Here is a 20,821-nt window from a genome sequence, read left to right on the forward strand (position 1 = left end):
TTCTCAACAATACGCCGCTCCCCGGTAAAGGCAAATTGAAATATCGGCAGGTTGTGATAGCTTTCACCTATCGTTAGCGCTGCCGCGGCGGCCTGCTTACTTCCCAGGTAATTCAATGCCGGCGCGGCTCCGGCGATAGTGCCGGCATGCACCGCCGCTCCCGTCCCCCGTCCGCTGCGATAGAGACCGTAGACCGGACGCCGTTTGACCGCATTGTGACTTCGCCGGTTGCCGCAAAGTCGGCCGCGTTCTATACTTTTGCGGCTCTAACGGGCGCTTTGCGCCACCTCCCAGACCGACGAGACCCGCGTGCACGATCCATTGTCCGCAGGCCGCCGGCTGGCGTCGCGCGCGATTGCCTGGCAAGCCGGCGCGATGGCGCTGGCGGCGCTGGCCTTCCTACCCCTCGGCGCACAGCATGCGCTGGCGGCGGCGGTCGGCGGCGCAGCGGCGACGGTGGGCAGCCTCGTAGCCGCCAGGATGGCCTTGGGGGGCGGCGTGCAACCGGCCGGGATGGCGGTCGGGCGGTTGTTGGTCGGCGTCATATTCAAGTGGGTGGCGGTGCTGGCGGTGCTGGGGCTTGGAATGGCCTGGTGGCGTTTGCCTCCACTCCCAATGCTGGTGGGACTGCTCGCGGCGACGCTGGGCTTCGTACTGGCCAATCTTTTGAAACGATAAGGTGTCTTTCGTGAGTGAACAGACCGGTTCGGGCGGCCTGAACGAATACATCAAGCACCATCTGACCCACAACACCAGTGAGGTCTTTGGCAGCGATGCGATGTCGAAGTTCAATTTCGACTCATGGATCGTCGCCTTGGTGCTCGGCCTGCTATTCATCCTTTGGTTCGGTCTGGCGGCGCGCAAGGCGACCGCGGGCGTGCCGGGCAAGGGCCAGGCCTTCGTCGAGATCATCCTCGAGTTCATCGACGGCCAGGTCAAAGACACCTTCCACGGCGACCGCCGTTCGGTGACTCCGCTGGCGCTGACCATCTTCATGTGGGTCGCGTTCATGAACACCATGGACCTGCTGCCGCTGGATCTGGTCGGCTGGCTGGTGCATACCTTCGCCGGCGCCGAAGCCGCGCACCACACCTATTTCCGCGCGGTTCCGACCGCCGACCTGAACACCACCTTCGCGATTTCGGCCTCGGTGTTCTTCATCCTGATCGGCCACGCCATCTCGGCCAAGGGCGGTCTGGGCTTCGGCAAGGAACTGGTCACCGCGCCGTTCCACGCCCACGGCCCGATGAAGCTGCTGCTGGTCCCGGTCAACCTGGTCATGAACATCATCGAGTGGCTGGTCAAGCCGGTTTCGCTCGCGATGCGACTGTTCGGCAACATGTACGGCGGCGAGCTGGTGTTCATGCTCATCGCCGGTCTGATGGGAAGCATCTACACCTTCGTGCCTGGCGTGCTCGCCAACGCGGCCTGGGCGATCTTCCACATCCTGATCATCCTGCTGCAGGCCTTCATCTTCATGATCCTCACGGTCGTCTACATCGCCGGCGCCCGCGAGAGTCACTGATTCCGGTTCCAAATCGCGTCACCCCATTCGTTTTCCCTTTCACCGTTTAGCACTACCTCTACCAGGAGAAGCACCATGGAGTTCATCGCCAACGTTCAGGGTCTGACCGCCATCGCGATCGGCATCATCATCGGTCTCGGCGCGCTGGGCGCCTGCCTCGGCATCGCGCTGATGGGCTCGAAGTTCCTCGAATCCGCCGCCCGTCAGCCGGAACTGGTGCCGATGCTGCAGGGCCGCATGTTCCTGCTCGCCGGCCTGATCGACGCCGCGTTCATCATCGGCCTCGCCGTCGCCCTGTTCTTCGCGTTCGCCAACCCGCTGATCAGCGTCCTGCAGGCCGGCTGATCCGTGTCGGTCCGCGCCCTCGGGCGCGGACCGGGCAATCCGGGCCGGTAAGCATCGGCCCAACGTAAGCAACGTCGAGGACCCGTCATGAATCCCAACATGACTTTCTTCGGCCAGATGCTCTCCTTCGCGATCCTCGTTTGGTTCACGATGAAGTTCATTTGGCCGCCGCTGAACGCAGCGATCGAAGAGCGCCAGAAGAAAATCGCTGAGGGCCTGGCTAACGCCGAAGGCGCCGAAGTGCTGATCAAGCAGGCGCAGTCGCAGGCCGACGAGATCGTGCGCGAAGCCCGCACCAAGGCCAACGAGGTCATCGAGCAGGCGCATCAGCGCGCCAATCAGATCGTCGATCAGGCCAAGACCGATGCGATGGTCGAGGGCACCCGCCTGAAGGCGCTGGCCGACGCCGAGATCGCAGCGGCCGCCGACCGCGCCCGCGAGGACCTGCGCAAGCAGGTGTCCGCGCTGGCCGTGACCGGCGCCGAGAAGCTGCTCAAGCGCGAAATCGACGCCAACGCCCACAAGGCGCTGCTCGACGAGCTGGCCGCAGAAATCTGATCGGAACGCCCACGCGATGAGCCAGAACCTCACCCTCGCCCGTCCGTACGCCCGCGCCGCCTTCGCGCTCGCGCGCGATGCCGGCCGCTCCGCCGAATGGTCGCAGGCGCTCGCCTTCTCGGCGCGCGTCGCCGCCGACCCTCAGGTGCAGGCGGTCCTCGGCCACCCGCAGCTGAGCGCGGCCGACGCCGTCGGCCTGGTCGCGATCGACGGCGCGGACGAATCGGTGCAGCGCTTCCTGGCGCTGCTCTCCGACAACCGTCGCCTCGGCCTGCTGCCGGAAATCGCCGGCCTGTTCGAAGAGCTGCGCGCCGACGCCGACCGCGTGGTCAAGGCCAAGGTCACCTCCGCCAGCGACCTGCCGGCGGCCGAGCTGGACTCGATCAAGGCCGCGCTGGTCAAGCGCTTCGGCCGTCAGGTCGAAGTCGAGACCGCGGTCGACGCTTCGCTGATCGGCGGCGCGGTGATCGACGCCGGCGACGTCGTCATCGACGGCTCGCTGAAGGGCAAGCTCGCGCGCCTGCAGACGGCGCTGGCCGGTTAAAGCTGGGAACAGGGAGCCGGGAATCGGGAATCGTCGAAGCACAGCTCTCCGACTCCCCATTCTCGATTCCCGATTCCCGTTAAAAGAAAGCACCCGCGCGTCGCCCATCGCGATGCAGGACCAAGGAAACGACAATGGCAAGCACCCAGCTCAACCCGTCCGAAATCAGTGAACTGATCAAGACCCGCATCGAGAAGGTCAAGCTGGCCGCCGAAGCGCGCAACGAAGGCACCGTCACCTCGGTGTCCGACGGCATCGTGCGCATCCACGGCCTGGCCGACGTGATGCAGGGCGAAATGATCGAACTGCCGAACAACACCTTCGCCCTGGCGCTGAACCTGGAGCGCGACTCGGTCGGCGCCGTGGTGCTGGGCGATTACGAGCACCTCAGCGAAGGCGACACCGCCAAGACCACCGGCCGCATCCTCGAAGTGCCGGTCGGCCGCGAGCTGCTGGGCCGCGTCGTCAACGCGCTGGGCGAGCCGATCGACGGCAAGGGCCCGATCGCCGCGACCCTGACCGCGCCGGTCGAGCGCGTCGCGCCGGGCGTGCTGTGGCGCAAGTCGGTCGACCAGCCGGTGCAGACCGGCTACAAGTCGGTCGACGCCATGATTCCGATCGGCCGCGGCCAGCGCGAGCTGATCATCGGCGACCGTCAGACCGGCAAGACCGCGATGGCGATCGACGCGATCATCAACCAGAAGGGCACCGGCATTAAGTGCATCTACGTCGCGATCGGCCAGAAGGCCAGCTCGATCGCCAACGTGGTGCGCAAGCTGGAAGAGAACGGCGCCCTGGCCCACACCATCGTGGTCGCCGCGACCGCGTCCGAATCGGCCGCGATGCAGTACATCAGCGCCTACTCGGGCTGCACCATGGGCGAGTTCTTCCTCGACCGCGGCGAAGACGCGCTGATCGTGTACGACGACCTGTCCAAGCAGGCCGTGGCCTATCGCCAGATCTCGCTGCTGCTGCGCCGTCCGCCGGGCCGCGAAGCCTACCCGGGCGACGTGTTCTACCTGCACAGCCGCCTGCTCGAGCGCGCCGCGCGCGTCAACGAGGACTACGTCGAGAAGTTCACCAACGGCGAAGTGAAGGGCAAGACCGGTTCGCTGACCGCGCTGCCGATCATCGAAACCCAGGCCGGCGACGTCTCGGCGTTCGTTCCGACCAACGTAATCTCGATCACCGACGGCCAGATCTTCCTGGAAACCGACCTGTTCAACGCCGGCATCCGCCCGGCGGTCAACGCCGGCATCTCGGTGTCGCGCGTCGGCGGCGCCGCCCAGACCAAGATCGTCAAGAAGCTGTCGGGCGGCATCCGTATCGCCCTGGCCCAGTACCGCGAGCTGGCGGCGTTCGCCCAGTTCGCTTCGGACCTGGACGAAGCCACCCGCAAGCAGCTCGAGCGCGGCCAACGCGTGACCGAGCTGATGAAGCAGAAGCAGTACGCTCCGATGCCGATCGCCCTGCAGTCGCTGTCGATCTACGCGGTCGACAAGGGCTTCATGGACGACGTGCCGGTGAACAAGATCGGCGCGTTCGAAGAAGCGCTGCATTCGCACTTCGTCAACACCAACGGCGCGCTGATCGAGAAGGTCAACGGCACCGGCGACTGGAACGACGAAATCGAAGGCGCCTTCAAGAAGGGCATCGAAGAGTTCAAGGCGACCGGCTCTTACTGAGCCGGCGGGAATTGAGAATAGGGAATAGGGAATAGTAGAAGCGGGGCGGCTTTGCCGATTCCCCATTCTGCATTCCCCATTCCCGGCGAGCGGAGCGAGCAATGGCCGGCGGCAGAGAAATCAAAACCAAGATCAAGAGCGTGCAGAACACCCGCAAGGTGACCCGCGCGCTGGAAATGGTCTCGGCTTCCAAGATCCGCAAGGCGCAGGATCGGATGAAGACCTCGCGCCCGTACGCGCGAGTGATCAAGCAGGTGATCGGTCACCTGGCCCAGGCCAATTCCGATTACCGGCATCCGTACATGGTCGAGCGCAAGGACGTGAAGCGCGTCGGCTACGTGATCGTGTCGTCCGACCGCGGCCTGGCCGGCGGCCTCAACAACAACCTGTTCCGCAAGCTGCTCGGCGAGTTCCGCAAGTGGCAGGAGCAGGGCGTCGAGGTCGACGTGGTCACCATCGGCCAGAAGGCGTCGGTGTTCTTCCGCCGAATCAAGGTCAACATGCTGGCCTCGGTCACCCACCTGGGCGACCAGCCGCACCTGGAACAGCTGGTCGGCGTGATCAAGGTGATGCTGGACGCCTACAGCGCCGGCAGCATCGATCGCGTGTTCGTCTGCTACAACGACTTCGTCAACACCATGACCCAGCGCGCGGCGTTCGATCAGCTGCTGCCGCTGCCGGAACCGGAGACGCAGGTCGCCAAGCACGACTGGGACTACATCTACGAACCCGATGCGCAGACCGTGCTCGACCACGTGCTGACCCGCTACATCGAGTCGCTGGTGTACCAGGCGGTGCTGGAGAACGTGGCTTCCGAGCATGCCGCGCGCATGGTCGCGATGAAGGCGGCGAGCGACAACGCCACCAAGCTGATCGGCACCCTGAACCTGGTCTACAACAAGGCCCGCCAGGCGGCGATCACCCAGGAAATCTCCGAAATCGTCGGCGGCGCCGCGGCGGTTTAAGCCGGGAATGGAGAGTCGGGAATAGGGAATCGAGCGAAAGCAAAGGCTTTTGACTTCCCACTCCCGATTCCCAATTCCCCATTCCCGACAAACGAATCAAACAAAGTTTAGTGGAGTATCAACCATGAGCCAGGGCAAGATCGTTCAGATCATCGGTGCGGTCGTCGACGTGGAATTCCCGCGCGATGCGGTGCCGAAGGTGTACGACGCGCTGAAGGTCGAGAACACCGCCGTCACGCTCGAGGTGCAGCAGCAGCTCGGCGACGGCGTCGTGCGCGCCATCGCGCTGGGCTCCACCGACGGCCTCAAGCGCAACCTGATCGCGACCAACACCGGTCGCGCGGTCGCCGTGCCGGTCGGCACGGCCACCCTGGGCCGCATCATGAACGTGCTCGGCGAGCCGATCGACGAGCGCGGCCCGGTCGAAAGCGACGTGCATTGGGAAATCCACCGCGCCGCTCCGGATTACGCCGACCAGTCCTCGGGCAACGAGCTGCTGGAAACCGGCATCAAGGTCATCGACCTGATGTGCCCGTTCGCCAAGGGCGGCAAGGTCGGCCTGTTCGGCGGCGCCGGCGTCGGCAAGACCGTCAACATGCTCGAGCTGATCAACAACATCGCGACCGAGCACTCGGGCCTGTCGGTGTTCGCCGGCGTGGGCGAGCGTACCCGCGAGGGCAACGACTTCTACCACGAAATGTCCGACGCCAACGTCATCGTGCAGGACGACCTGTCGAAGTCGAAGGTGGCGATGGTGTACGGCCAGATGAACGAGCCGCCGGGCAACCGTCTGCGCGTCGCCCTGACCGGCCTGACCATGGCCGAGTACTTCCGCGACGAGAAGGACGCCAACGGCAAGGGCCGCGACGTGCTGTTCTTCGTCGACAACATCTACCGCTACACCCTGGCCGGCACCGAAGTGTCGGCGCTGCTGGGCCGCATGCCGTCGGCGGTGGGCTACCAGCCGACCCTGGCCGAGGAAATGGGCGTGCTGCAGGAGCGCATCACCTCGACCAAGACCGGTTCGATCACCTCGATCCAGGCCGTGTACGTGCCCGCGGACGACCTGACCGACCCGTCGCCGGCGACCACCTTCGCCCACCTCGACGCCACCGTCGTGTTGAGCCGTAACATCGCCGCGCTGGGCATCTACCCGGCGGTCGATCCGCTCGACTCGACCTCGCGCCAGCTCGACCCGAACGTGGTCGGCAGCGAGCATTACGACACCGCCCGCCGCGTCCAGGCCACCTTGCAGAAGTACAAGGAGCTCAAGGACATCATCGCGATCCTGGGCATGGACGAGCTGTCGGAAGAAGACAAGACCGCGGTCGCCCGCGCGCGCAAGATCGAGCGCTTCTTCTCGCAGCCCTTCCACGTCGCCGAAGTGTTCACCGGCGCCCCGGGCAAGTACGTGTCGCTGAAGGACACCATCCGCGGCTTCAAGGGCATCGTCGAAGGCGAGTACGACCACCTGCCGGAGCAGGCGTTCTACATGGTCGGCGGCATCGAAGAAGCGGTCGAGAAGGCCAAGAAGATGGGCGTGGGCTAAACCCGCGATTCCCTCTCCCGCTTGCGGGAGAGGGTAGGGTGAGGGCGCTGTTACCGATTGTTCCTGGCGACGTTCGTACTCATCCATCGCGTGCCCTCACCCCTGCCCTCTCCCGCTGAGCGGGAGAGGGGGACAATGAATAGAGGCGTTTCTTTATGGCATCCACCTTCCGTTGCGACATCGTCAGCGCCGAGGAAGAAATCTTCCACGGCGAGGCGACGCTGCTGGTCGCCACCGGCGAGATCGGCGAGCTCGGCATCGCCCCGCGGCATGCGCCGCTGATCACCCGCCTCAAGCCGGGCAAGGTCGTGGTCACCCTGCCCAACGGCGAGCAACTGGATTTCGCCGTGTCCGGCGGCATCCTCGAAGTGCAGCCGCAGGTCGTGACCGTGCTGGCCGACACCGCGATCCGCGCCCAGGACATCGACGAAGCCGCCGTGCGCGCGGCCAAGGAAGAAGCCGAGCGCGCGCTGGCCAACCGCGGCCCGCAGATGGACGTCGCCGAAGCCCAGGCCAAGCTGGCCGAGGCGATGGCGCAGCTGCAGGCGCTCGAACGCCTGCGCAAGAACGTCAAGCACTGATCGGCCGCGCTGCGGCCCGATGCGGAAACGCCGGCCCTGGGCCGGCGTTTTCGTTTGTGCGCGCCGCATGCGCGTCGGCCCCTGCAGCAGCGGCGTCGCTCGGGGATCGCCAACGCTCGCCAGCCGCGACCGCAATCCGGCCCGACCGCTCCGCCGACGGCCTGCCGCCGCCTCGCGAAACCTCAGCGCCGATACACCCAATGGCGCGAGATCAGGAAGCCGACCCCGCCCAGGATCACCTCGATCACCGGTTTGGCCAGCCAGGTCCACTTGAGCCCGGCGTAATCGTCGACCGTGCCGACCGCCCAGGTACTGACCAGGGTGGTGCCGATCCACATGGTCACGAAGCGCCCGAACTGGCGCCGGCCGACCGTGGTGTCCTCGCCGGCGAAGGTGAAGCGGCCGTTGAGCCAGAAACCGAGCATCGCGCCGCTGATGCGGCCGGCCAGGTTGGCCGCCTCGACCGGCATGCCCAGGTGGCTGAGCCCGACCATCACGCCCCAGTCGAGGAAGTACTGCAGGGCGCCGAAGGCGAGGTAATTGCGGCCCTGGCGGGTCAGGCTCATGCGCGCGCTCCGAGCGAAGCGACGGGACAGGGCCGGACGGCGGCGGCTCGGGTAATGGGCATTCGCGCATTCTAGCCAACCGACCCTGTACCATCGCGGCCACTCCCCTAGGCCTTCCGGAGCGGCGGTTTTGCGCAGCGCGGTCCTGATTCCCTGCTACAACGAAGCCAAGACGGTGGCCAAGGTGGTCGCCGATTTCCGCCGCGCCCTGCCCGAGGCCCAGATCTGGGTGTTCGACAACGCCAGCACCGACGACACCGCCGCGCTGGCCCGCGCCGCCGGCGCGCAGGTGCGGCGGGTGCCGGCCAAGGGCAAGGGCAACGTGGTGCGGACCATGTTCCGCGAGGTCGAGGCCGACGTGTACCTGATGGTGGACGGCGACGACACCTACCCGGCCGAGCACGCGCGCCAGTTGCTCGAGGACATCGTCGAAGGCCGCGCCGACATGGTCGTCGGCACCCGCCTGGAGCAGTTCGACTCCGACTCGTTCCGCCGCTTCCACGGTTTCGGCAACAAGCTGGTGCGCTGGAGCATCGGCCGCCTGTTCGGCCAGCCGGTACGCGACGTGCTGTCGGGCTATCGCGCGTTCTCGCGCCGCTTCGTCAAATCGATGCCGGTGCTGTCGCGCGGCTTCGAGATCGAAACCGAGATGACCGTGTTCGCGATGGCCAACGCCTTCGTGCTCAGCGAACGCACCGTGCCCTACGGCGTGCGCCCGGAAGGCAGCGAATCCAAGCTCAACACCTTCCGCGACGGCTTCCGGGTGCTGCGCACCATCGGCTTCCTGTTCAAGGACCTGCGCCCGCTGCTGTTCTTCGGCACCGCCGCGCTGCTGGCCGCGCTGGCCAGCGCCGGTTTCGGCGCCTTCGTCGTCCACGAATACAGCCTCACCGGCGCGGTCACCCATCCCTCGACCGCAGTGCTCGCCGCGGCGCTGGCCCTGACCGCGTTCATCCTGCTCGCCACCGGCCTGATCCTGGACACCGTCAACCGCCGCTCGAACGAGATCCTGCGCCTGATCACCGACCAGGTGGTGCACGGCCGCGACGGACGCTGAGCGAGGATGATCAGGTGGGCGCCGCGGCGGCGAACGGCCACCGCGGCAACGCTTCGCGACGTTCGATCCAATCGCTGGGAATGCCCTGTACCCCGGTGAAGCAGGCGACCACGCCGCCGACGATTGCGCCGAGGGTGTCGCGATCGCCGCCGGTGCCGACCGCCAGCCATAGCGCGGCCGGGTAGTCGTGCAGCGATTGCGCGCAACACCACAACGCATAGGGGACGGTATCTTGCGCCGAAATCAGCGTGCCGTTGCCGAGCACGGCGACGGCGTAGTCGGGCGAGGACACTTGCTCCATCGCCTGGGCTCGCGCGAGCTTCGAACGCACTTCGCTGACCGGCAGCGATTCGATCACGGCCGCGAGGAACTGAGCGTGTGATGGCCGCACGCCGGTTTGACGGAAGCGCCAGGCGTGCGCCGCCGCCAGCGCCGCCGCGACCGCGCCGGCGACGCCCTCGGGATGCAGGTGGGTGACCTGGGCCGAACGCGTTGCCTGTTCCACGACCGCGTCGAGGTCATCGCAGAAGTAGGCGCCGATCGGCGCCGTTCGCATCGCCGCGCCGTTGCCGTAAGAGCCGGCGCCGCCGAACGACGAGGCCGCGACCTCACGCCAGGGTTCGCCGGCCTCGATGCGGGCCAACACCCGATGCATCGAGGGGCCGTAGGCGCGGTCGTAGTCGTAGTGCCGGGCCAGCGAACGCGCCAGCGCGTCGGGTTCGATGCAGGCATCGGCCGCCAGAGCGGCGAACACCGACAGCGACATCTGGGTGTCGTCGGTGTACGGCCAGGGGCCGGGCGGTGGGACACGCTGCTCCAGCCATGGCTGGGAGCGTTCGGCCGGCTGGAAGAAGCACTGACCGAACGCATCGCCGACCGAAAGCCCGTCCAGCGATTCGCGCGCGCGTTGCAGCGCTGTCTCCCGGTTCATGGGGCGTCCTTGCTACAAATCGGAGTGAACGGCTCGCGCCGCAGCGGGCACAGTTCCAGCCGCGCCAGGCTGTCCTCGATCGGCCGGCAGGCGCCGGCCAGGTGCAATCCGTACAGGCTCATGCGCTGCGCGGCGACCGCGTCGACGGCGACCGGACGCAGCAGCCATAGCGGTCCCTGGTGGGTCGCAATGCCGCGTTCGACCCGCGACTGCAGGCGGGTGCAGCGCTGCGGGTCCATGAAGTTGTTGCGGATCGCGTACAGCGGCACCTCGCGCGGCAGGAACGCGGCGGCGTGGCCGATCGGTTCCTCGGTGCTGGACAGCACCAGGCTGCCGGGCGGCAGGGCCGGGAACGCGACCGAGATCATCGGGCTGCGGAACGGGTCGCGACCCCAGCCCGGGTGCTTGGTCGGGGCGATCGCGAGCAGGGCGCCGAGGACCAGCGCGGTGCGGGTCCAGCGCCGCGCGAACAGCTGCGACAGCAGGCCGACGATCAGCAGCGAGCACAGCAGCTCCAGCGGCAGCAGATAGCGGTAGATGCAGTAAACGCCCAGCCAGAATCCGTAGCTGACCAGGACGAAGGCCAGCAGGGGCCAGCGCAGCGCCTGCGCGGCGTTTTGCGCGCTGTCGGCGGCGCGCGTCGCGCCGTCGCGGCGACGTCCCGCCCACAGCCAGCCGGCGAGCGCAGCGAAGCCGAGCAGCAGCCGCGCGTCGGCCAGCGAGGCCTCGGAGAAGTCGTTGCTCTTGCGCAGCAGGCGCAGCGGCACGTTCACCGCGTCCCACGCGGTCTGCGGCAGGAAGCGCAGGTCGCGCCGGTCTTCGAACAAGGCGTCGGGCGAATGGAACCACTGGTTGAAGTAGGGGAACAGCGGATTGCCGTGCTGCTGCCACAGGTACCAGCCCCACGGCCCCCAGCTCAGCGCGGCGCCGATCGCCCCGCCGAGCGCCAGCGCGCACAGCCGCGCCGGCGCCTGGCGCCAGGGCCCGGCCAGCGCCGCGGCGGCGATGAAGCCCAGGCAATACATGACTGCGGTCAGCTTGAGTCCCGCGGCCAGGCCGCCGAGCAGGCCGACCGGCAGCCAGGTCGCCCAGGCGCCGCGGCGGCCCGGCGAGTCGGCCAACCACCACAGGCCGGCCAGGACGAAGGCGGCGACGATGTGGTCGTTGAAGGTCGCCGCCGCGCCCGGGTAGACCGCCGCGCCGGTGATCGCGACCAGTCCGGCCATCCAGCTGCGCAGCGCGCTGCGCTGCGCCGGCCACAGCCGGTCGAGCAGGCGCAGGCCGAAGAACAAGGCGAGGAAGGTAGGCAGCGCCAGCCACAGCGAGACCAGCCAGCCGCCCGCGCCGGCGCGCACCAGCAGCGCGAACGGCAGGTCGGCGATCGGGTTGTGCCAGGTCTGCATCTGCGCCGCGGCGATGTCGGTCTGCAGCCGACCGTCCAGCCATGCCAACGGCGTATACAAATGATAGTTACGCAGGTCCCAGTTCGCGTCCTGGCGCTGCACCAGGGCCGCGAGCAGGGTGAAGAACAGGGCCACGGCGGCGGAGGGGCGCCAGGAAACTCGCTCAGCGGACATGCAGGGTCCCGCAATCGACAGTTGCTAAGATTCGGCCCGGGCGCGGCATGCGCGTCAAGGAATCGGACATTTTCGATGGCTCGTGATTCGATGAACCAGTTGCATATCGTCATCCTCGCCGCGGGCGAGGGCAAGCGGATGAAGTCGGCCACCGCCAAGGTGCTGCAGAAGATCGCCGGGCAGCCGATGCTGGCGCACGTGATCGACACCGCGCGCGCGCTGAAGCCGGCCGGCATCCACGTGGTCTACGGCCACGGCGGCGAGCAGGTGCGGGCCGCGTTCGCCGGCCAGGACGACCTGTCCTGGGCCGAGCAGAGCCAGCGCCTGGGCACCGGCCACGCGGTGCAGCAGGCGATGCCGGACGTGCCGCAGGACGCGCGCGTGCTGATCCTGTACGGGGACGTGCCGCTGATCGCGCCGGATACGCTGCAGCGCCTGCTCGCCGCGCCGGGCCGGATCGCGGTGCTGGTCGCCGACCTCGACGACCCGACCGGCTACGGCCGCATCGTGCGCGATCCGGAAGGCCGGGTCGGCCGCATAGTCGAGCACAAGGACGCCGACGACGAGCAGCGTGCGATCCGCACCGTCAATACCGGCATCCTGGTCGCCGACGGCGAGCCGCTGCGGCGCTGGCTGGAGCGCCTGGGCAACGACAACGCCCAGGGCGAGTACTACCTGACCGACGTGTTCGGTTCCGCCGCGGCCGAGTACACCGCGGCCGAGATGGTCCATGTCGACGACCCGATCGAGGTCGAGGGCGCCAACGATTCCTGGCAGCTGGCCCAGCTCGAGCGCGCGTTCCAGCGCCGCGCCGCGCGCGCGCTGTGCGTGCAGGGCGCGCGCCTGGCCGATCCCTCGCGCTACGACCAGCGCGGCACGGTGACGGTCGGCCGCGATGTCGAAATCGACGTCGACGTGATCTTCGAAGGCACGGTCGAACTCGGCGACGGCGTGCGGGTGGGGCCGTTCAGCCGGCTCAAGGACGTGCGCCTGGGCGCGGGCACCGAAGTGCGCGCGCATTGCGACCTCGACGGCGTGGTGGTCGAAGGCGCGGCGCAGATCGGCCCGTATTCGCGGCTGCGTCCGGGCACGGTGCTCGCCGACGGCGCTCACGTCGGCAACTTCGTCGAAACCAAGAACGCCCGGATCGGCGTCGGCAGCAAGGCCAATCACCTGACCTACCTCGGCGATGCGGTGATCGGCGCCGGGGTCAACGTCGGCGCGGGCACCATCACCTGCAACTACGACGGGGTCAACAAGTCGACCACCACGATCGAGGACGGCGCCTTCATCGGCTCCAACGCCTCGCTGGTGGCGCCGGTGACGATCGGCAAGGACGCGACCATCGGCGCCGGCTCGGTGATCACCCGCCCGGCGCCGGCCGGCGAACTGACCGTGGCGCGCGCGCGCCAGGCCACGGTCGAAGGCTGGAAGCGGCCGGTCAAGAAGAAGTAAGCGCGACCCCGCGCATCGCGGCGCGCCGCATGGCGCGTTCCGTGATGCGCGGCAGCGCGGTCGGCGTCGCGCGCGCGCTAGCCTGCCGTCGGCGCGGGGAGCGCGATGGGAACCGATCGATGGACAGCAGGCTCGCCGGCGCGATGCTGGCCGCAACCGCGTTGCTGTGCGCGCCGCCGGCGCAGGCGGTGTTCCGCCTCTACCTGGCGCCCGATGGCGACGACGCCCGCGACGGCCGCAGCGCCGCGACCGCGATCCGCAGCCTGGCGCGCGCCGACGCCCTGCTGCATCGGCATGCGCCGCGCGAGGAGGTCGAGGTGCGGATCGCGCCGGGCACCTACCGCGGCCAGCAGGTCGTGTGGACCTACTTGAACGGCTATCGGATCAGTTTCCTGCCGACCCCGGGCGCGACCGCGCGGCCGGTGTTCGACGGCGGCGGCGCGGCCGGCACCTGGTTCGAACTGCGCAGCGCCGCCGGCGCATCGAAGCTGCATTTCCGCTACCTGACGGTGAGCGACTACTGGCTCGGCGTCGACCTGGTCGGCGACCGCAACGACCCGGCCGGCGGCTGGAACGGCTACAACGAACTGCGCAGCATGCGCTTCGTCCGCATCGGCGGCCGCTACGGCGTCGGCCCGGCGCCGTACTCGTACGCCGCGGTGCGGATGATCAATTCGCGCCGCAACGGCCTGTACGACAATCACTTCGAATCGATCGAGAATCCGACCGAGTACTCGGGCTATTTGCACGCGGTGTACGCCGCGCACGGCTCCGGCGCCAACCGGATCGAGCGCAACCGCTTCGTCGCGGTCAACGGCGATGCGATCCGCACCCGCGACGGCGCCGACGGCAACTGGATCGTCGGCAACGTATTCGACCGCGCCGGCAAGCGCGCCGCGTACTCGGACTGGTACTGCATCGAGCGCTGCACGCTGCCGCGGCCGGAGTGCCCGTCGGCCGGCAACGTGTTCCGCGACAACCGGGTCGGCGATGGCTATTACGGCGCCATCGCCTCGACCCTGCTGTTCGGCGCCGACGACGCCTGCGGCGCGCTCGGCGAGCCGCGGTTGATCGAGTCGCGCACGGTGCGGGATTAGGCGCGACGGCGAGGGGGTTCGCGCCGCGGCGTCGTGCCTGCCGGAGGAGCAGGGACGGAGGGGGTTAAGCGGGCTTAACCCCCTCCGTCCCTGAGGTTCGCTAAGGGCTTGAGAGCCATGCCTGGATGAAGCCCTGGATCCCCGCGTTCGCGGGGATGACGGTGGGGGATTCCATCAGGCGTTGCCCAATCGAAGCGAGATGAGCCTCATCGAAGCGGTGGTGGATGGACTTCGCCGCGGACTCCCAGCCGTCATGCCCGCGCAGGCGGGCATCCAGAGGCTTCAGCGCCATGCTTCAGGGCACGTATTCGACCGACTCGGTGGCGCCTGCCTGGGCCTTGACGATCTCGGTGTAGTACTGCGCTGCCGCGGCGTTGCTGAGGAAGGCGTTCGGCGCCCAGATCATCACGCCCTGGTAGCCGCCGCTGGCGACGCTGCCGGCGATCGAGCCGGCCTGCGACGCCGAGCTGAATTCCGGCGAGATGCCGAGGAACAGATTGCTCTTGGCCATGCCGTAGCCGACGTAGGGCGCCAGGTAGCCGACGCTGCCGCCATAGGTCATCTCATAGCCTTCGGTCAACTGGGTGGCGGCGTTGTAGGGCGAACGGAAGTACTGCGAGTCCGACCACAGCGCCTTGCTCAGGGTCTTGCCGCTGAAGTAGGGGTTGCTGCGGATCGCCTTCAGCACCGCATAGAACGAGCTCGCGCTGCCCGAGCAGGTGGAGTACTCGTCGTCGACGCTGATGCCGTCGAGGCCGTACTTGACCATGTCGGTAACCATCGCGTTGCCGAGCCGGTTCGCGGTCTTGGTGGTCATGTTGCACGACCAGCCCGCGTTCTGGTGATTGCCCAGGTACGAGATCTGGACCTTGATTCCCGCCGTCTGCAGCTGCCGGACGGCGTCGATGTTGTCCTTCAGGATCGCGCTCATTTCCGTGTTGTAGTACAGCACCGGCGTGTTGGGCGTGCTGCCGTTGATGTTGGCGGCGAACAGCACCAGGTCGGAGAAGAACGGCTGGCCGGTGCTCTTGACCCGGAAGTGGCCGATGTCCTTCACGTTCTGCGGCGAAGGATTGTTCAAGAACACGACGTTGCGCGTAGCGCTGGCGCCGAAACTGGCGAGCATTGCCATTAGACCGACAGCCAAAAGCGTAGATGTGCGAAGCATTGGCGGATCTCCTCTTCCATTGTTTGGAAAAACGGCTCGATTCGAGGGCGCGAAGCGATCGTCGGATGCATGCGCCCACGCTAGAAACGAACCAGGATGCGTTTCACCCTATGGTTCGCACGACGAATGCTGTGGATGCGACGCGATGCGGTTCGCCGCGCAAGCGTGGAGCAGGCGGCGGGCGAAGACCATGCGTTCGTTCGCGAATCGGGCAATCCGCGCGCCTCCGCGCGCCTGCCGCCGCAGTCGTCGCCGAGCCGCGGTCGGAGCGTCGAAGAGACAGGCGAGCGGCCGGCGCAAGCGCGACTAGCGCTGCGCTATCGCCGGCGCGGCCGGGTTCGCAGCGTGACCCGCCTGCGGATATCGGGATCTTCGATAAACGCGCGAAGGCCCCGTTGCAGCGCTTCGCCGCCGCCGAAGCGGATCGCTCAGTCCGGCAACACCATCGACACGCACAAGCCGCCGCCCTGGCGATTGAGCAGGGCGATGCGGCCGCCGTGGGCCTCGGCGATCTCGCGCGCCAGGGCCAGGCCCAGGCCGGTGCCGTTGCGTTTGGTCGAGTAGAACGGCAACAAGGCGTTGGCGAGCACGGCATCGTTCATGCCGCTGCCGCGGTCGAGGATGTCGATGCGCCAGGCGTCCTGCACCCGGCGCAGTTGCAGACGCACTTCTTCCGGGGCCGAGCCCGACTCGTGCGCGTTCTTGAGCAGGTTGATCAGGCTCTGTTCGAGCTGGGCCGCGTCGACCCGCGCCACCGCTTCGCCGGGCACGCCGTCGTAGGCGAAGGCGACCTGGCTGCGCAACTGTTCGATGAAGCGCGACCATTCGATCGGCTGCAGCCGCGGCGCCGGCAGCTTGGCGAAGCGGGCGTAGTCGCGGATGAAGCCTTCCAGGTGGCGGGCGCGTTCTTCGATGGTCTGCAGCGCGGTCGGCAGGCGCTCGTGCTGGCCGCGGCGCAGCAGCTCGGCGCCGGAGTGGGCCAGCGAGGCGATCGGCGCCAGCGAGTTGTTGAGCTCGTGGCTGATCACCCGGATCACCTTCTTCCAGGTCTGCACTTCCTGCCGGCGCAGCTCGGCGGTGAGCTGGCGCAGCAGCACCAGTTCGTGGGCGCGGCCGTTGAGCCGGAAGATCCGCCGCGACAGGTGGTAGATCTCTTCGTTCTCGATGTCGCCGACGCTGAACATGCCGTCGCCGCCGCGCTCGAAGGCCTCCTGCATCGGCCACGGCGCGCGCGCCAGCAACTCGGCGAAGTCCTGGCCTTCCAGGCGCCGGCCGTCGCCGAGCATCTTGCGCGCGGCCAGGTTCCCGTGAACGATGCGCCGCGCCGGGTCGACCAGCAGCATCGCCACCGGCGTGTTCTGGACCATGGTGTCGAGCAGAAGTTCGCGCTGGACCAGGCTCAGGCGTTGCTCGCGCAACGCATCGCCGAGGCGGTTGTGGCTGGCGACCAGTTCGCCCAGGTCGCCGCCGCCGGTCCAGTGGAAGCTGATCGAGTAGTCGCCGTCGCGGTAGCTGGCGACCGAGCCGGCGAGGGCGCGGAACAACGAGTTCATCGGCGCGAACGCGCGCCGCACGTGGTAGATCAGCAGCGGCGCGAGCGCCGCAACGGCGATCGCCGGCGCCAGCCAGCGCTCGGACAGGTAGGCCGACAGCCACAGGGTCAGGGCCGTGCCGACGGCGAGATAGGCCAGCGCGATCGCGGCGAAGACCAGGCTCAGGGACGGGCGGCGCATGCGGGCGGCCTCAGTCGCGCTTGATGCCGAGGCGGTCGAGGCGGCGATACAGCGCCTGCCGCGACAGGCCCAGTTCGCTGGCGGCCTGGGCCAGCACGCCGCCGCTGCGCTCCAGCGCGGCCTCGATCGCGGCGCGATCGGGCTCCTCGACGGCGCCGTTGCCGCCGGCTCCGGCCGACGCCGGCGGCAGGCCCAGGTCGGCCGCGCCGATCACTTCGCCGCGCGCCAGCAGGGCCGCGCGCTGCAGGGTGTTGCGCAGTTCGCGCACGTTGCCGGGCCAGGCATGGCCGAGCAGGGCGCGTTCGGCGTCCTCGCCCAGGCGCTTGCCGGCGCCGAGCGGATTGGCCTGGAGGAAATGCCGGGCCAGCGGCAGCACGTCGTCGCGGCGTTCGGCCAGCGGCGGGATGTCGATCTGGATCGTATTGAGCCGGTAGTAGAGATCCTCGCGGAAGCGGCCGTCGCGGATCATCGTCGCCAGATCGGCGTTGGTCGCGCTGATCACCCGCACGCTGACCTGGCGCTCGCGGTTGGAGCCCAGCCGTTCGAAGCGTCCGGTTTCCAGCACGCGCAGCAGTTTCATCTGCCCGGCCGGCGGCAGGTTGCCGATTTCGTCGAGGAACAAGGTGCCGCCGTCGGCGGCTTCGAACTTGCCCTCGCGCGATTTGTTGGCGCCGGTGTAGGCGCCGGCGTCGGCGCCGAACAATTCGGCCTCGATCAGCTCGGTCGGCATCGCCCCGCAATTGAGGGTCACGAACGGGCCGGCCTTGACCGCGGAGTTGGCCTGGACGATCTCGGCGATCTTTTCCTTGCCGGCGCCGTTGGGGCCGGTGATCAGCACCGGCACGTCGGCGCGCGCGACCTGGCCGGCCAGTTCGATCACTGCGGCCAGTTGTTCGGAGCCGAATACCAGCCCGCGCAGGTCGAAACGCGCTTCCAGGTCGCGGTGGCGCTTGCGCCGCTGTTCGTGCAGGCGCGAGACCTCGCGCGTGCTGGCGCCGAGTTCGAGCAGGTTCTCGACGCTGGCGAGCAGCTTCTGGTCGTCCCAGGGCTTGGCCAGGTAGTCGGCGGCGCCGGCCTTGGCCAGGTCGACCGCGGTATCCAGGTGGGTCCAGGCGGTCAACAGGATGATCGGCAGGTCGGGGTGGCGCGCGCGGATCGCCCGGAACAGGGCCACGCCTTCCTGGCCGGAAGTGGTGTCGGCGCTGAAGTTCATGTCCTGCAGCACCAGGCCGACGTCCTCGCGCGCCAGCAGCTCCAGGCCCTGCTCCGGCGACTGCGCGGTGACCACACGGATTTCGCGCAGCCCGAACAGCAGGTCCAGCGCGGTGGCGACCGCGGGGTTGTCGTCGATGACCAGGACCGTGCGCATCGTGCATCCAGTGAGCGTGCGGCGGCGCGACGCCGCGCCGCCGTAGTGCGGTGAGTATGCCAGCGCCGCCCGGCGCGGGCGAACGCGGCGTCCGCGCCGGCGTCGTCCGGCCGTTGCTCGGCCGTTATCTGGCCGCATCCTGCGCGTTGCCGGCGGGCCGGGTCGCGGCGATCCAGCGCCCGATCCGCGCTTCCAGTTCGTCCAGCGGCAGCGCGCCGCCGCCGAGCACCTGGTCGTGGAAGGCGCGGATGTCGAAGCGCTCGCCGAGTTCGCGCTCCGAAAGCGCACGCAGCTCGCGGATCTTCAGCTGGCCCATCTTGTAGGCCAGGGCCTGGCCCGGCCAGGCGATGTAACGGTCGGTCTCGGCCTGGATGTTCGGCTCCTCCATGTCGGAGTGATCGCGCATCCACTGCACCACCTGGTCGCGGTTCCAGCGCTTGTGGTGGATGCCGGTGTCGAGCACCAGCCGGTTGGCGCGCACCAGTTCCTGCGAGAGCCGGCCGAAATCGCTGTACGGGTCCTGATAGAAGCCGATCTCCTTGCCCAGGTCTTCCGAGTACAGGCCCCAGCCTTCGATGTAGGCCAACTGCCCGGTCAGGGTGCGGAACTTCGGCAGCGCCGGCAGCGCGCGGGTGATCGAGGACTGCAGGTGATGGCCGGGCACGCCCTCGTGATAGGCGATCGCCTCGATGGTGCCGAGCAGGCGCTTGTCCGGCTCGCCGGTGTTGACCGTGATCAGGCCCGGGCGCGCGCCGTCGGGCGTGCCGGGCATGTACTGCGCGGCCGAGGCCTCTTTCTCGCGCCAGGCTTCCACCGCCTGCACCTGCACCCGGGTCTGCGGCAGGGTGCCGAACAGCTCCGGCAGGCGCTGTTCCATCTTGGCCAGGTAACCGCGGTACAGCTCGAGGATCTGCTCGCGCGACTGCGCATGCCGGGCCGGGTCGGCGGCCATCTTGGTGCGCGCGGTCTTGAGGTCGGCATAGCCCAGCCGTTTGGCGATCCGGGTCTGTTCGCGCTCGATCCGCTCGACTTCGCTCAGGCCCAGGGCGTGGATCGCCTCGGCGCCCAGCGAGGAGCCGGTGAACTGGTCGATCTGGTAGCGGTAGTAGGCCTCGCCGTTGGGCAGCGACCACACGCCGTATTCGCTGCGGCCCTGCGGCGCGTACTCCTTGGCGACGAATTCGGCCAGGCGGCGATAGGCCGGGCGCACTTCGCCGTCGACGGCCTCGAGGATCTGCTTGCGCAGGCGTTCGCGTTCGGCTGCCGGCACGCTGTCGGGGAACTTCTTCAGCGAGGCGGCGAACACGCTGTCCTCGCCGGCGGCGTCGGCGATGCCGTTGCACTGGCCGACGATCTTCTCCAGCAGGTAGCGCGGCGGCATCAGGCCTTCGCGCGCGCCCTGGCGCGCGACTTCGGTGACCTGGTCGAGAATGCGCGGGATCGCGCGCAGCCGGACCAGGTAGTCGTCGTACTGGCGGGTATCGTTGAACGGAAACGCCTTGACGATGATGGTCAGGAACAGATGGCTGCCGTTGAACTGGTCCAGCGGCATCAGATGGCTCTTGATCGCGTAGGACTGCAGGTCGTTCTCGATCCAGCGCAGCAGCAGGCGGTGGTTGAGCAGGTCGGCCTCGGCGAAGCCGCGGGTGTCGACCGCGCGAACCTTGCCCAGCATCTCGCGGCCGAAGGCCTGGCGGCGCTCGGCGCCGGCCAGGGAGAAGTCGCTCCACTGGGTGTTGTAGCGGTAGTCGCCGAAGAAGCTGGCCTGTTCCGGCAGCAGCCGCAGCATGCCCTGCCAGTGTTCGTCGATCAGGGCGTTGAAGGCGCGGGTGCGGACGGCGACGTCGTCGGCCGCGTCGGCGCGCGGCGCGGCGGCCGGGGCGGTGGCTGCGGCTTGAACCGCGCCGCCGGCGAGCAAGGCCAGCATGGCGAAGGCGAGCGCGCTGCGGCGCAGGCGGGCACTGGGACGGGAATGCGGACGCGGGGCGGTGGGGCTCATGGCGGGCTCCGTGGCGAGAGGGCGGGATCGCGCGCGGACGCGCCGTCCCGAGCGCCCGGCGCGAGACCGGGCGAACGAAGGAATAGTGTGAAGCAGTGTGAAAGGGACGCAGGGGGT

General features: G+C 68.3%; 19 protein-coding genes. 12 read left to right on the forward strand and 7 right to left on the reverse strand.

What is annotated here, in order from left to right; translation table 11 throughout:
- The first annotated feature begins 309 nt into the window (after nucleotides 1-309).
- The 9 genes from K4L06_RS09810 (at nucleotide 310) to K4L06_RS09850 (ending at nucleotide 7,752) form a co-directional block, all read left to right on the forward strand.
- Entirely contained in the window at nucleotides 310-678 is a 369-nt protein-coding gene (locus tag K4L06_RS09810; RefSeq protein WP_343225749.1) for a hypothetical protein, read from the forward strand.
- A gap of 10 nt (nucleotides 679-688) precedes the next feature.
- Nucleotides 689-1,525: a F0F1 ATP synthase subunit A gene (gene atpB / locus K4L06_RS09815; protein WP_221671217.1), complete on the forward strand. Its 837-nt coding sequence runs from the start codon at nucleotides 689-691 to the stop codon at nucleotides 1,523-1,525.
- Nucleotides 1,526-1,600: 75 nt separating this feature from the next.
- Complete coding sequence (gene atpE / locus K4L06_RS09820) at nucleotides 1,601-1,870, forward strand: F0F1 ATP synthase subunit C (RefSeq protein WP_064748964.1); 270 nt, start codon at nucleotides 1,601-1,603, stop codon at nucleotides 1,868-1,870.
- Nucleotides 1,871-1,957: 87 nt separating this feature from the next.
- Nucleotides 1,958-2,428, forward strand: coding sequence for a F0F1 ATP synthase subunit B (locus K4L06_RS09825; RefSeq protein WP_221671218.1), 471 nt, complete (start codon nucleotides 1,958-1,960; stop codon nucleotides 2,426-2,428).
- A gap of 16 nt (nucleotides 2,429-2,444) precedes the next feature.
- On the forward strand, nucleotides 2,445-2,972 hold the full coding sequence (locus tag K4L06_RS09830) for a F0F1 ATP synthase subunit delta (protein WP_064748962.1): 528 nt from the start codon (nucleotides 2,445-2,447) through the stop codon (nucleotides 2,970-2,972).
- A 134-nt stretch (nucleotides 2,973-3,106) separates the two neighbouring features.
- Nucleotides 3,107-4,657, forward strand: a complete 1,551-nt coding sequence (gene atpA / locus K4L06_RS09835; RefSeq protein ID WP_221671219.1) for a F0F1 ATP synthase subunit alpha — start codon at nucleotides 3,107-3,109, stop codon at nucleotides 4,655-4,657.
- 101 nt (nucleotides 4,658-4,758) lie between these two features.
- Nucleotides 4,759-5,622 (forward strand): F0F1 ATP synthase subunit gamma, encoded by an 864-nt coding sequence (gene atpG, locus K4L06_RS09840; protein WP_221671220.1) that lies wholly within the window; start codon nucleotides 4,759-4,761, stop codon nucleotides 5,620-5,622.
- 124 nt (nucleotides 5,623-5,746) lie between these two features.
- The gene (gene atpD / locus K4L06_RS09845) at nucleotides 5,747-7,171 is read left to right on the forward strand and encodes a F0F1 ATP synthase subunit beta (RefSeq protein WP_221671221.1); all 1,425 of its coding nucleotides are present in this window, start codon (nucleotides 5,747-5,749) and stop codon (nucleotides 7,169-7,171) included.
- Nucleotides 7,172-7,326: 155 nt separating this feature from the next.
- Entirely contained in the window at nucleotides 7,327-7,752 is a 426-nt protein-coding gene (locus K4L06_RS09850) for a F0F1 ATP synthase subunit epsilon (protein ID WP_221671222.1), read from the forward strand.
- 182 nt (nucleotides 7,753-7,934) lie between these two features.
- On the opposite strand, the gene K4L06_RS09855 is transcribed toward K4L06_RS09850, so the two are convergent.
- Nucleotides 7,935-8,318: a GtrA family protein gene (locus K4L06_RS09855; RefSeq protein ID WP_221671223.1), complete on the reverse strand. Its 384-nt coding sequence runs from the start codon at nucleotides 8,316-8,318 to the stop codon at nucleotides 7,935-7,937.
- Between the two features lie 130 nt (nucleotides 8,319-8,448).
- On the opposite strand from K4L06_RS09855, the gene K4L06_RS09860 reads away from it, so the two are divergent.
- The gene (locus tag K4L06_RS09860) at nucleotides 8,449-9,375 is read left to right on the forward strand and encodes a glycosyltransferase (protein WP_221671224.1); all 927 of its coding nucleotides are present in this window, start codon (nucleotides 8,449-8,451) and stop codon (nucleotides 9,373-9,375) included.
- Between the two features lie 10 nt (nucleotides 9,376-9,385).
- Here the strand turns inward: K4L06_RS09860 and K4L06_RS09865 are convergent, their stop codons facing one another.
- The gene (locus K4L06_RS09865; protein ID WP_221671225.1) at nucleotides 9,386-10,306 is read right to left on the reverse strand and encodes an ADP-ribosylglycohydrolase family protein; all 921 of its coding nucleotides are present in this window, start codon (nucleotides 10,304-10,306) and stop codon (nucleotides 9,386-9,388) included.
- Nucleotides 10,303-11,883, reverse strand: a complete 1,581-nt coding sequence (locus tag K4L06_RS09870; protein WP_221671226.1) for a glycosyltransferase 87 family protein — start codon at nucleotides 11,881-11,883, stop codon at nucleotides 10,303-10,305. Before K4L06_RS09870 ends, K4L06_RS09865 begins: the two co-directional genes overlap by 4 nt.
- Nucleotides 11,884-11,973: 90 nt before the next feature.
- Between K4L06_RS09870 and glmU the strand changes: the two genes are divergently transcribed.
- Both glmU and K4L06_RS09880 read left to right on the forward strand, forming a co-directional pair.
- Nucleotides 11,974-13,338 carry a bifunctional UDP-N-acetylglucosamine diphosphorylase/glucosamine-1-phosphate N-acetyltransferase GlmU gene (gene glmU / locus K4L06_RS09875; RefSeq protein WP_221671227.1) on the forward strand — a complete coding sequence of 455 codons (1,365 nt, stop codon included), beginning with the start codon at nucleotides 11,974-11,976 and terminating at the stop codon, nucleotides 13,336-13,338.
- A gap of 119 nt (nucleotides 13,339-13,457) precedes the next feature.
- Nucleotides 13,458-14,435 (forward strand): right-handed parallel beta-helix repeat-containing protein, encoded by a 978-nt coding sequence (locus K4L06_RS09880; RefSeq protein WP_255595043.1) that lies wholly within the window; start codon nucleotides 13,458-13,460, stop codon nucleotides 14,433-14,435.
- A gap of 295 nt (nucleotides 14,436-14,730) precedes the next feature.
- Here K4L06_RS09880 and K4L06_RS09885 read toward each other — a convergent pair whose 3' ends face one another.
- The 4 genes from K4L06_RS09885 to K4L06_RS09900 all read right to left on the reverse strand — a co-directional run bounded on the left by K4L06_RS09885 (nucleotide 14,731) and on the right by K4L06_RS09900 (nucleotide 20,704).
- Nucleotides 14,731-15,561 carry a hypothetical protein gene (locus tag K4L06_RS09885; RefSeq protein WP_221671228.1) on the reverse strand — a complete coding sequence of 277 codons (831 nt, stop codon included), beginning with the start codon at nucleotides 15,559-15,561 and terminating at the stop codon, nucleotides 14,731-14,733.
- A gap of 470 nt (nucleotides 15,562-16,031) precedes the next feature.
- Nucleotides 16,032-17,336, reverse strand: a complete 1,305-nt coding sequence (locus K4L06_RS09890; RefSeq protein ID WP_221671229.1) for an ATP-binding protein — start codon at nucleotides 17,334-17,336, stop codon at nucleotides 16,032-16,034.
- A gap of 10 nt (nucleotides 17,337-17,346) precedes the next feature.
- Complete coding sequence (locus tag K4L06_RS09895; RefSeq protein ID WP_221671230.1) at nucleotides 17,347-18,705, reverse strand: sigma-54 dependent transcriptional regulator; 1,359 nt, start codon at nucleotides 18,703-18,705, stop codon at nucleotides 17,347-17,349.
- Nucleotides 18,706-18,829: 124 nt separating this feature from the next.
- Nucleotides 18,830-20,704, reverse strand: coding sequence for a DUF885 family protein (locus tag K4L06_RS09900; RefSeq protein WP_221671231.1), 1,875 nt, complete (start codon nucleotides 20,702-20,704; stop codon nucleotides 18,830-18,832).
- Nucleotides 20,705-20,821: the final 117 nt, after the last annotated feature.

It is taken from the genome of Lysobacter sp. BMK333-48F3 (assembly GCF_019733395.1).
In the GTDB taxonomy this organism is placed as follows: Bacteria; Pseudomonadota; Gammaproteobacteria; order Xanthomonadales; family Xanthomonadaceae; genus Lysobacter.

Coding starts and splice junctions, on each gene's coding strand:
- glmU (WP_221671227.1), top strand. CDS start 11,974: ATGAACCAGTTGCATATCGTCATCCTCGCCGCGGGCGAGGGCAAGCGG.
- atpE (WP_064748964.1), top strand. CDS start 1,601: ATGGAGTTCATCGCCAACGTTCAGGGTCTGACCGCCATCGCGATCGGC.
- K4L06_RS09830 (WP_064748962.1), top strand. CDS start 2,445: ATGAGCCAGAACCTCACCCTCGCCCGTCCGTACGCCCGCGCCGCCTTC.
- K4L06_RS09880 (WP_255595043.1), top strand. CDS start 13,458: ATGGACAGCAGGCTCGCCGGCGCGATGCTGGCCGCAACCGCGTTGCTG.
- atpG (WP_221671220.1), top strand. CDS start 4,759: ATGGCCGGCGGCAGAGAAATCAAAACCAAGATCAAGAGCGTGCAGAAC.
- K4L06_RS09855 (WP_221671223.1), bottom strand. CDS start 8,318: ATGAGCCTGACCCGCCAGGGCCGCAATTACCTCGCCTTCGGCGCCCTG.
- K4L06_RS09870 (WP_221671226.1), bottom strand. CDS start 11,883: ATGTCCGCTGAGCGAGTTTCCTGGCGCCCCTCCGCCGCCGTGGCCCTG.
- K4L06_RS09895 (WP_221671230.1), bottom strand. CDS start 18,705: ATGCGCACGGTCCTGGTCATCGACGACAACCCCGCGGTCGCCACCGCG.
- K4L06_RS09900 (WP_221671231.1), bottom strand. CDS start 20,704: ATGAGCCCCACCGCCCCGCGTCCGCATTCCCGTCCCAGTGCCCGCCTG.
- K4L06_RS09865 (WP_221671225.1), bottom strand. CDS start 10,306: ATGAACCGGGAGACAGCGCTGCAACGCGCGCGCGAATCGCTGGACGGG.
- K4L06_RS09885 (WP_221671228.1), bottom strand. CDS start 15,561: ATGCTCGCCAGTTTCGGCGCCAGCGCTACGCGCAACGTCGTGTTCTTG.
- K4L06_RS09850 (WP_221671222.1), top strand. CDS start 7,327: ATGGCATCCACCTTCCGTTGCGACATCGTCAGCGCCGAGGAAGAAATC.
- K4L06_RS09890 (WP_221671229.1), bottom strand. CDS start 17,336: ATGCGCCGCCCGTCCCTGAGCCTGGTCTTCGCCGCGATCGCGCTGGCC.
- K4L06_RS09825 (WP_221671218.1), top strand. CDS start 1,958: ATGAATCCCAACATGACTTTCTTCGGCCAGATGCTCTCCTTCGCGATC.
- atpA (WP_221671219.1), top strand. CDS start 3,107: ATGGCAAGCACCCAGCTCAACCCGTCCGAAATCAGTGAACTGATCAAG.
- atpD (WP_221671221.1), top strand. CDS start 5,747: ATGAGCCAGGGCAAGATCGTTCAGATCATCGGTGCGGTCGTCGACGTG.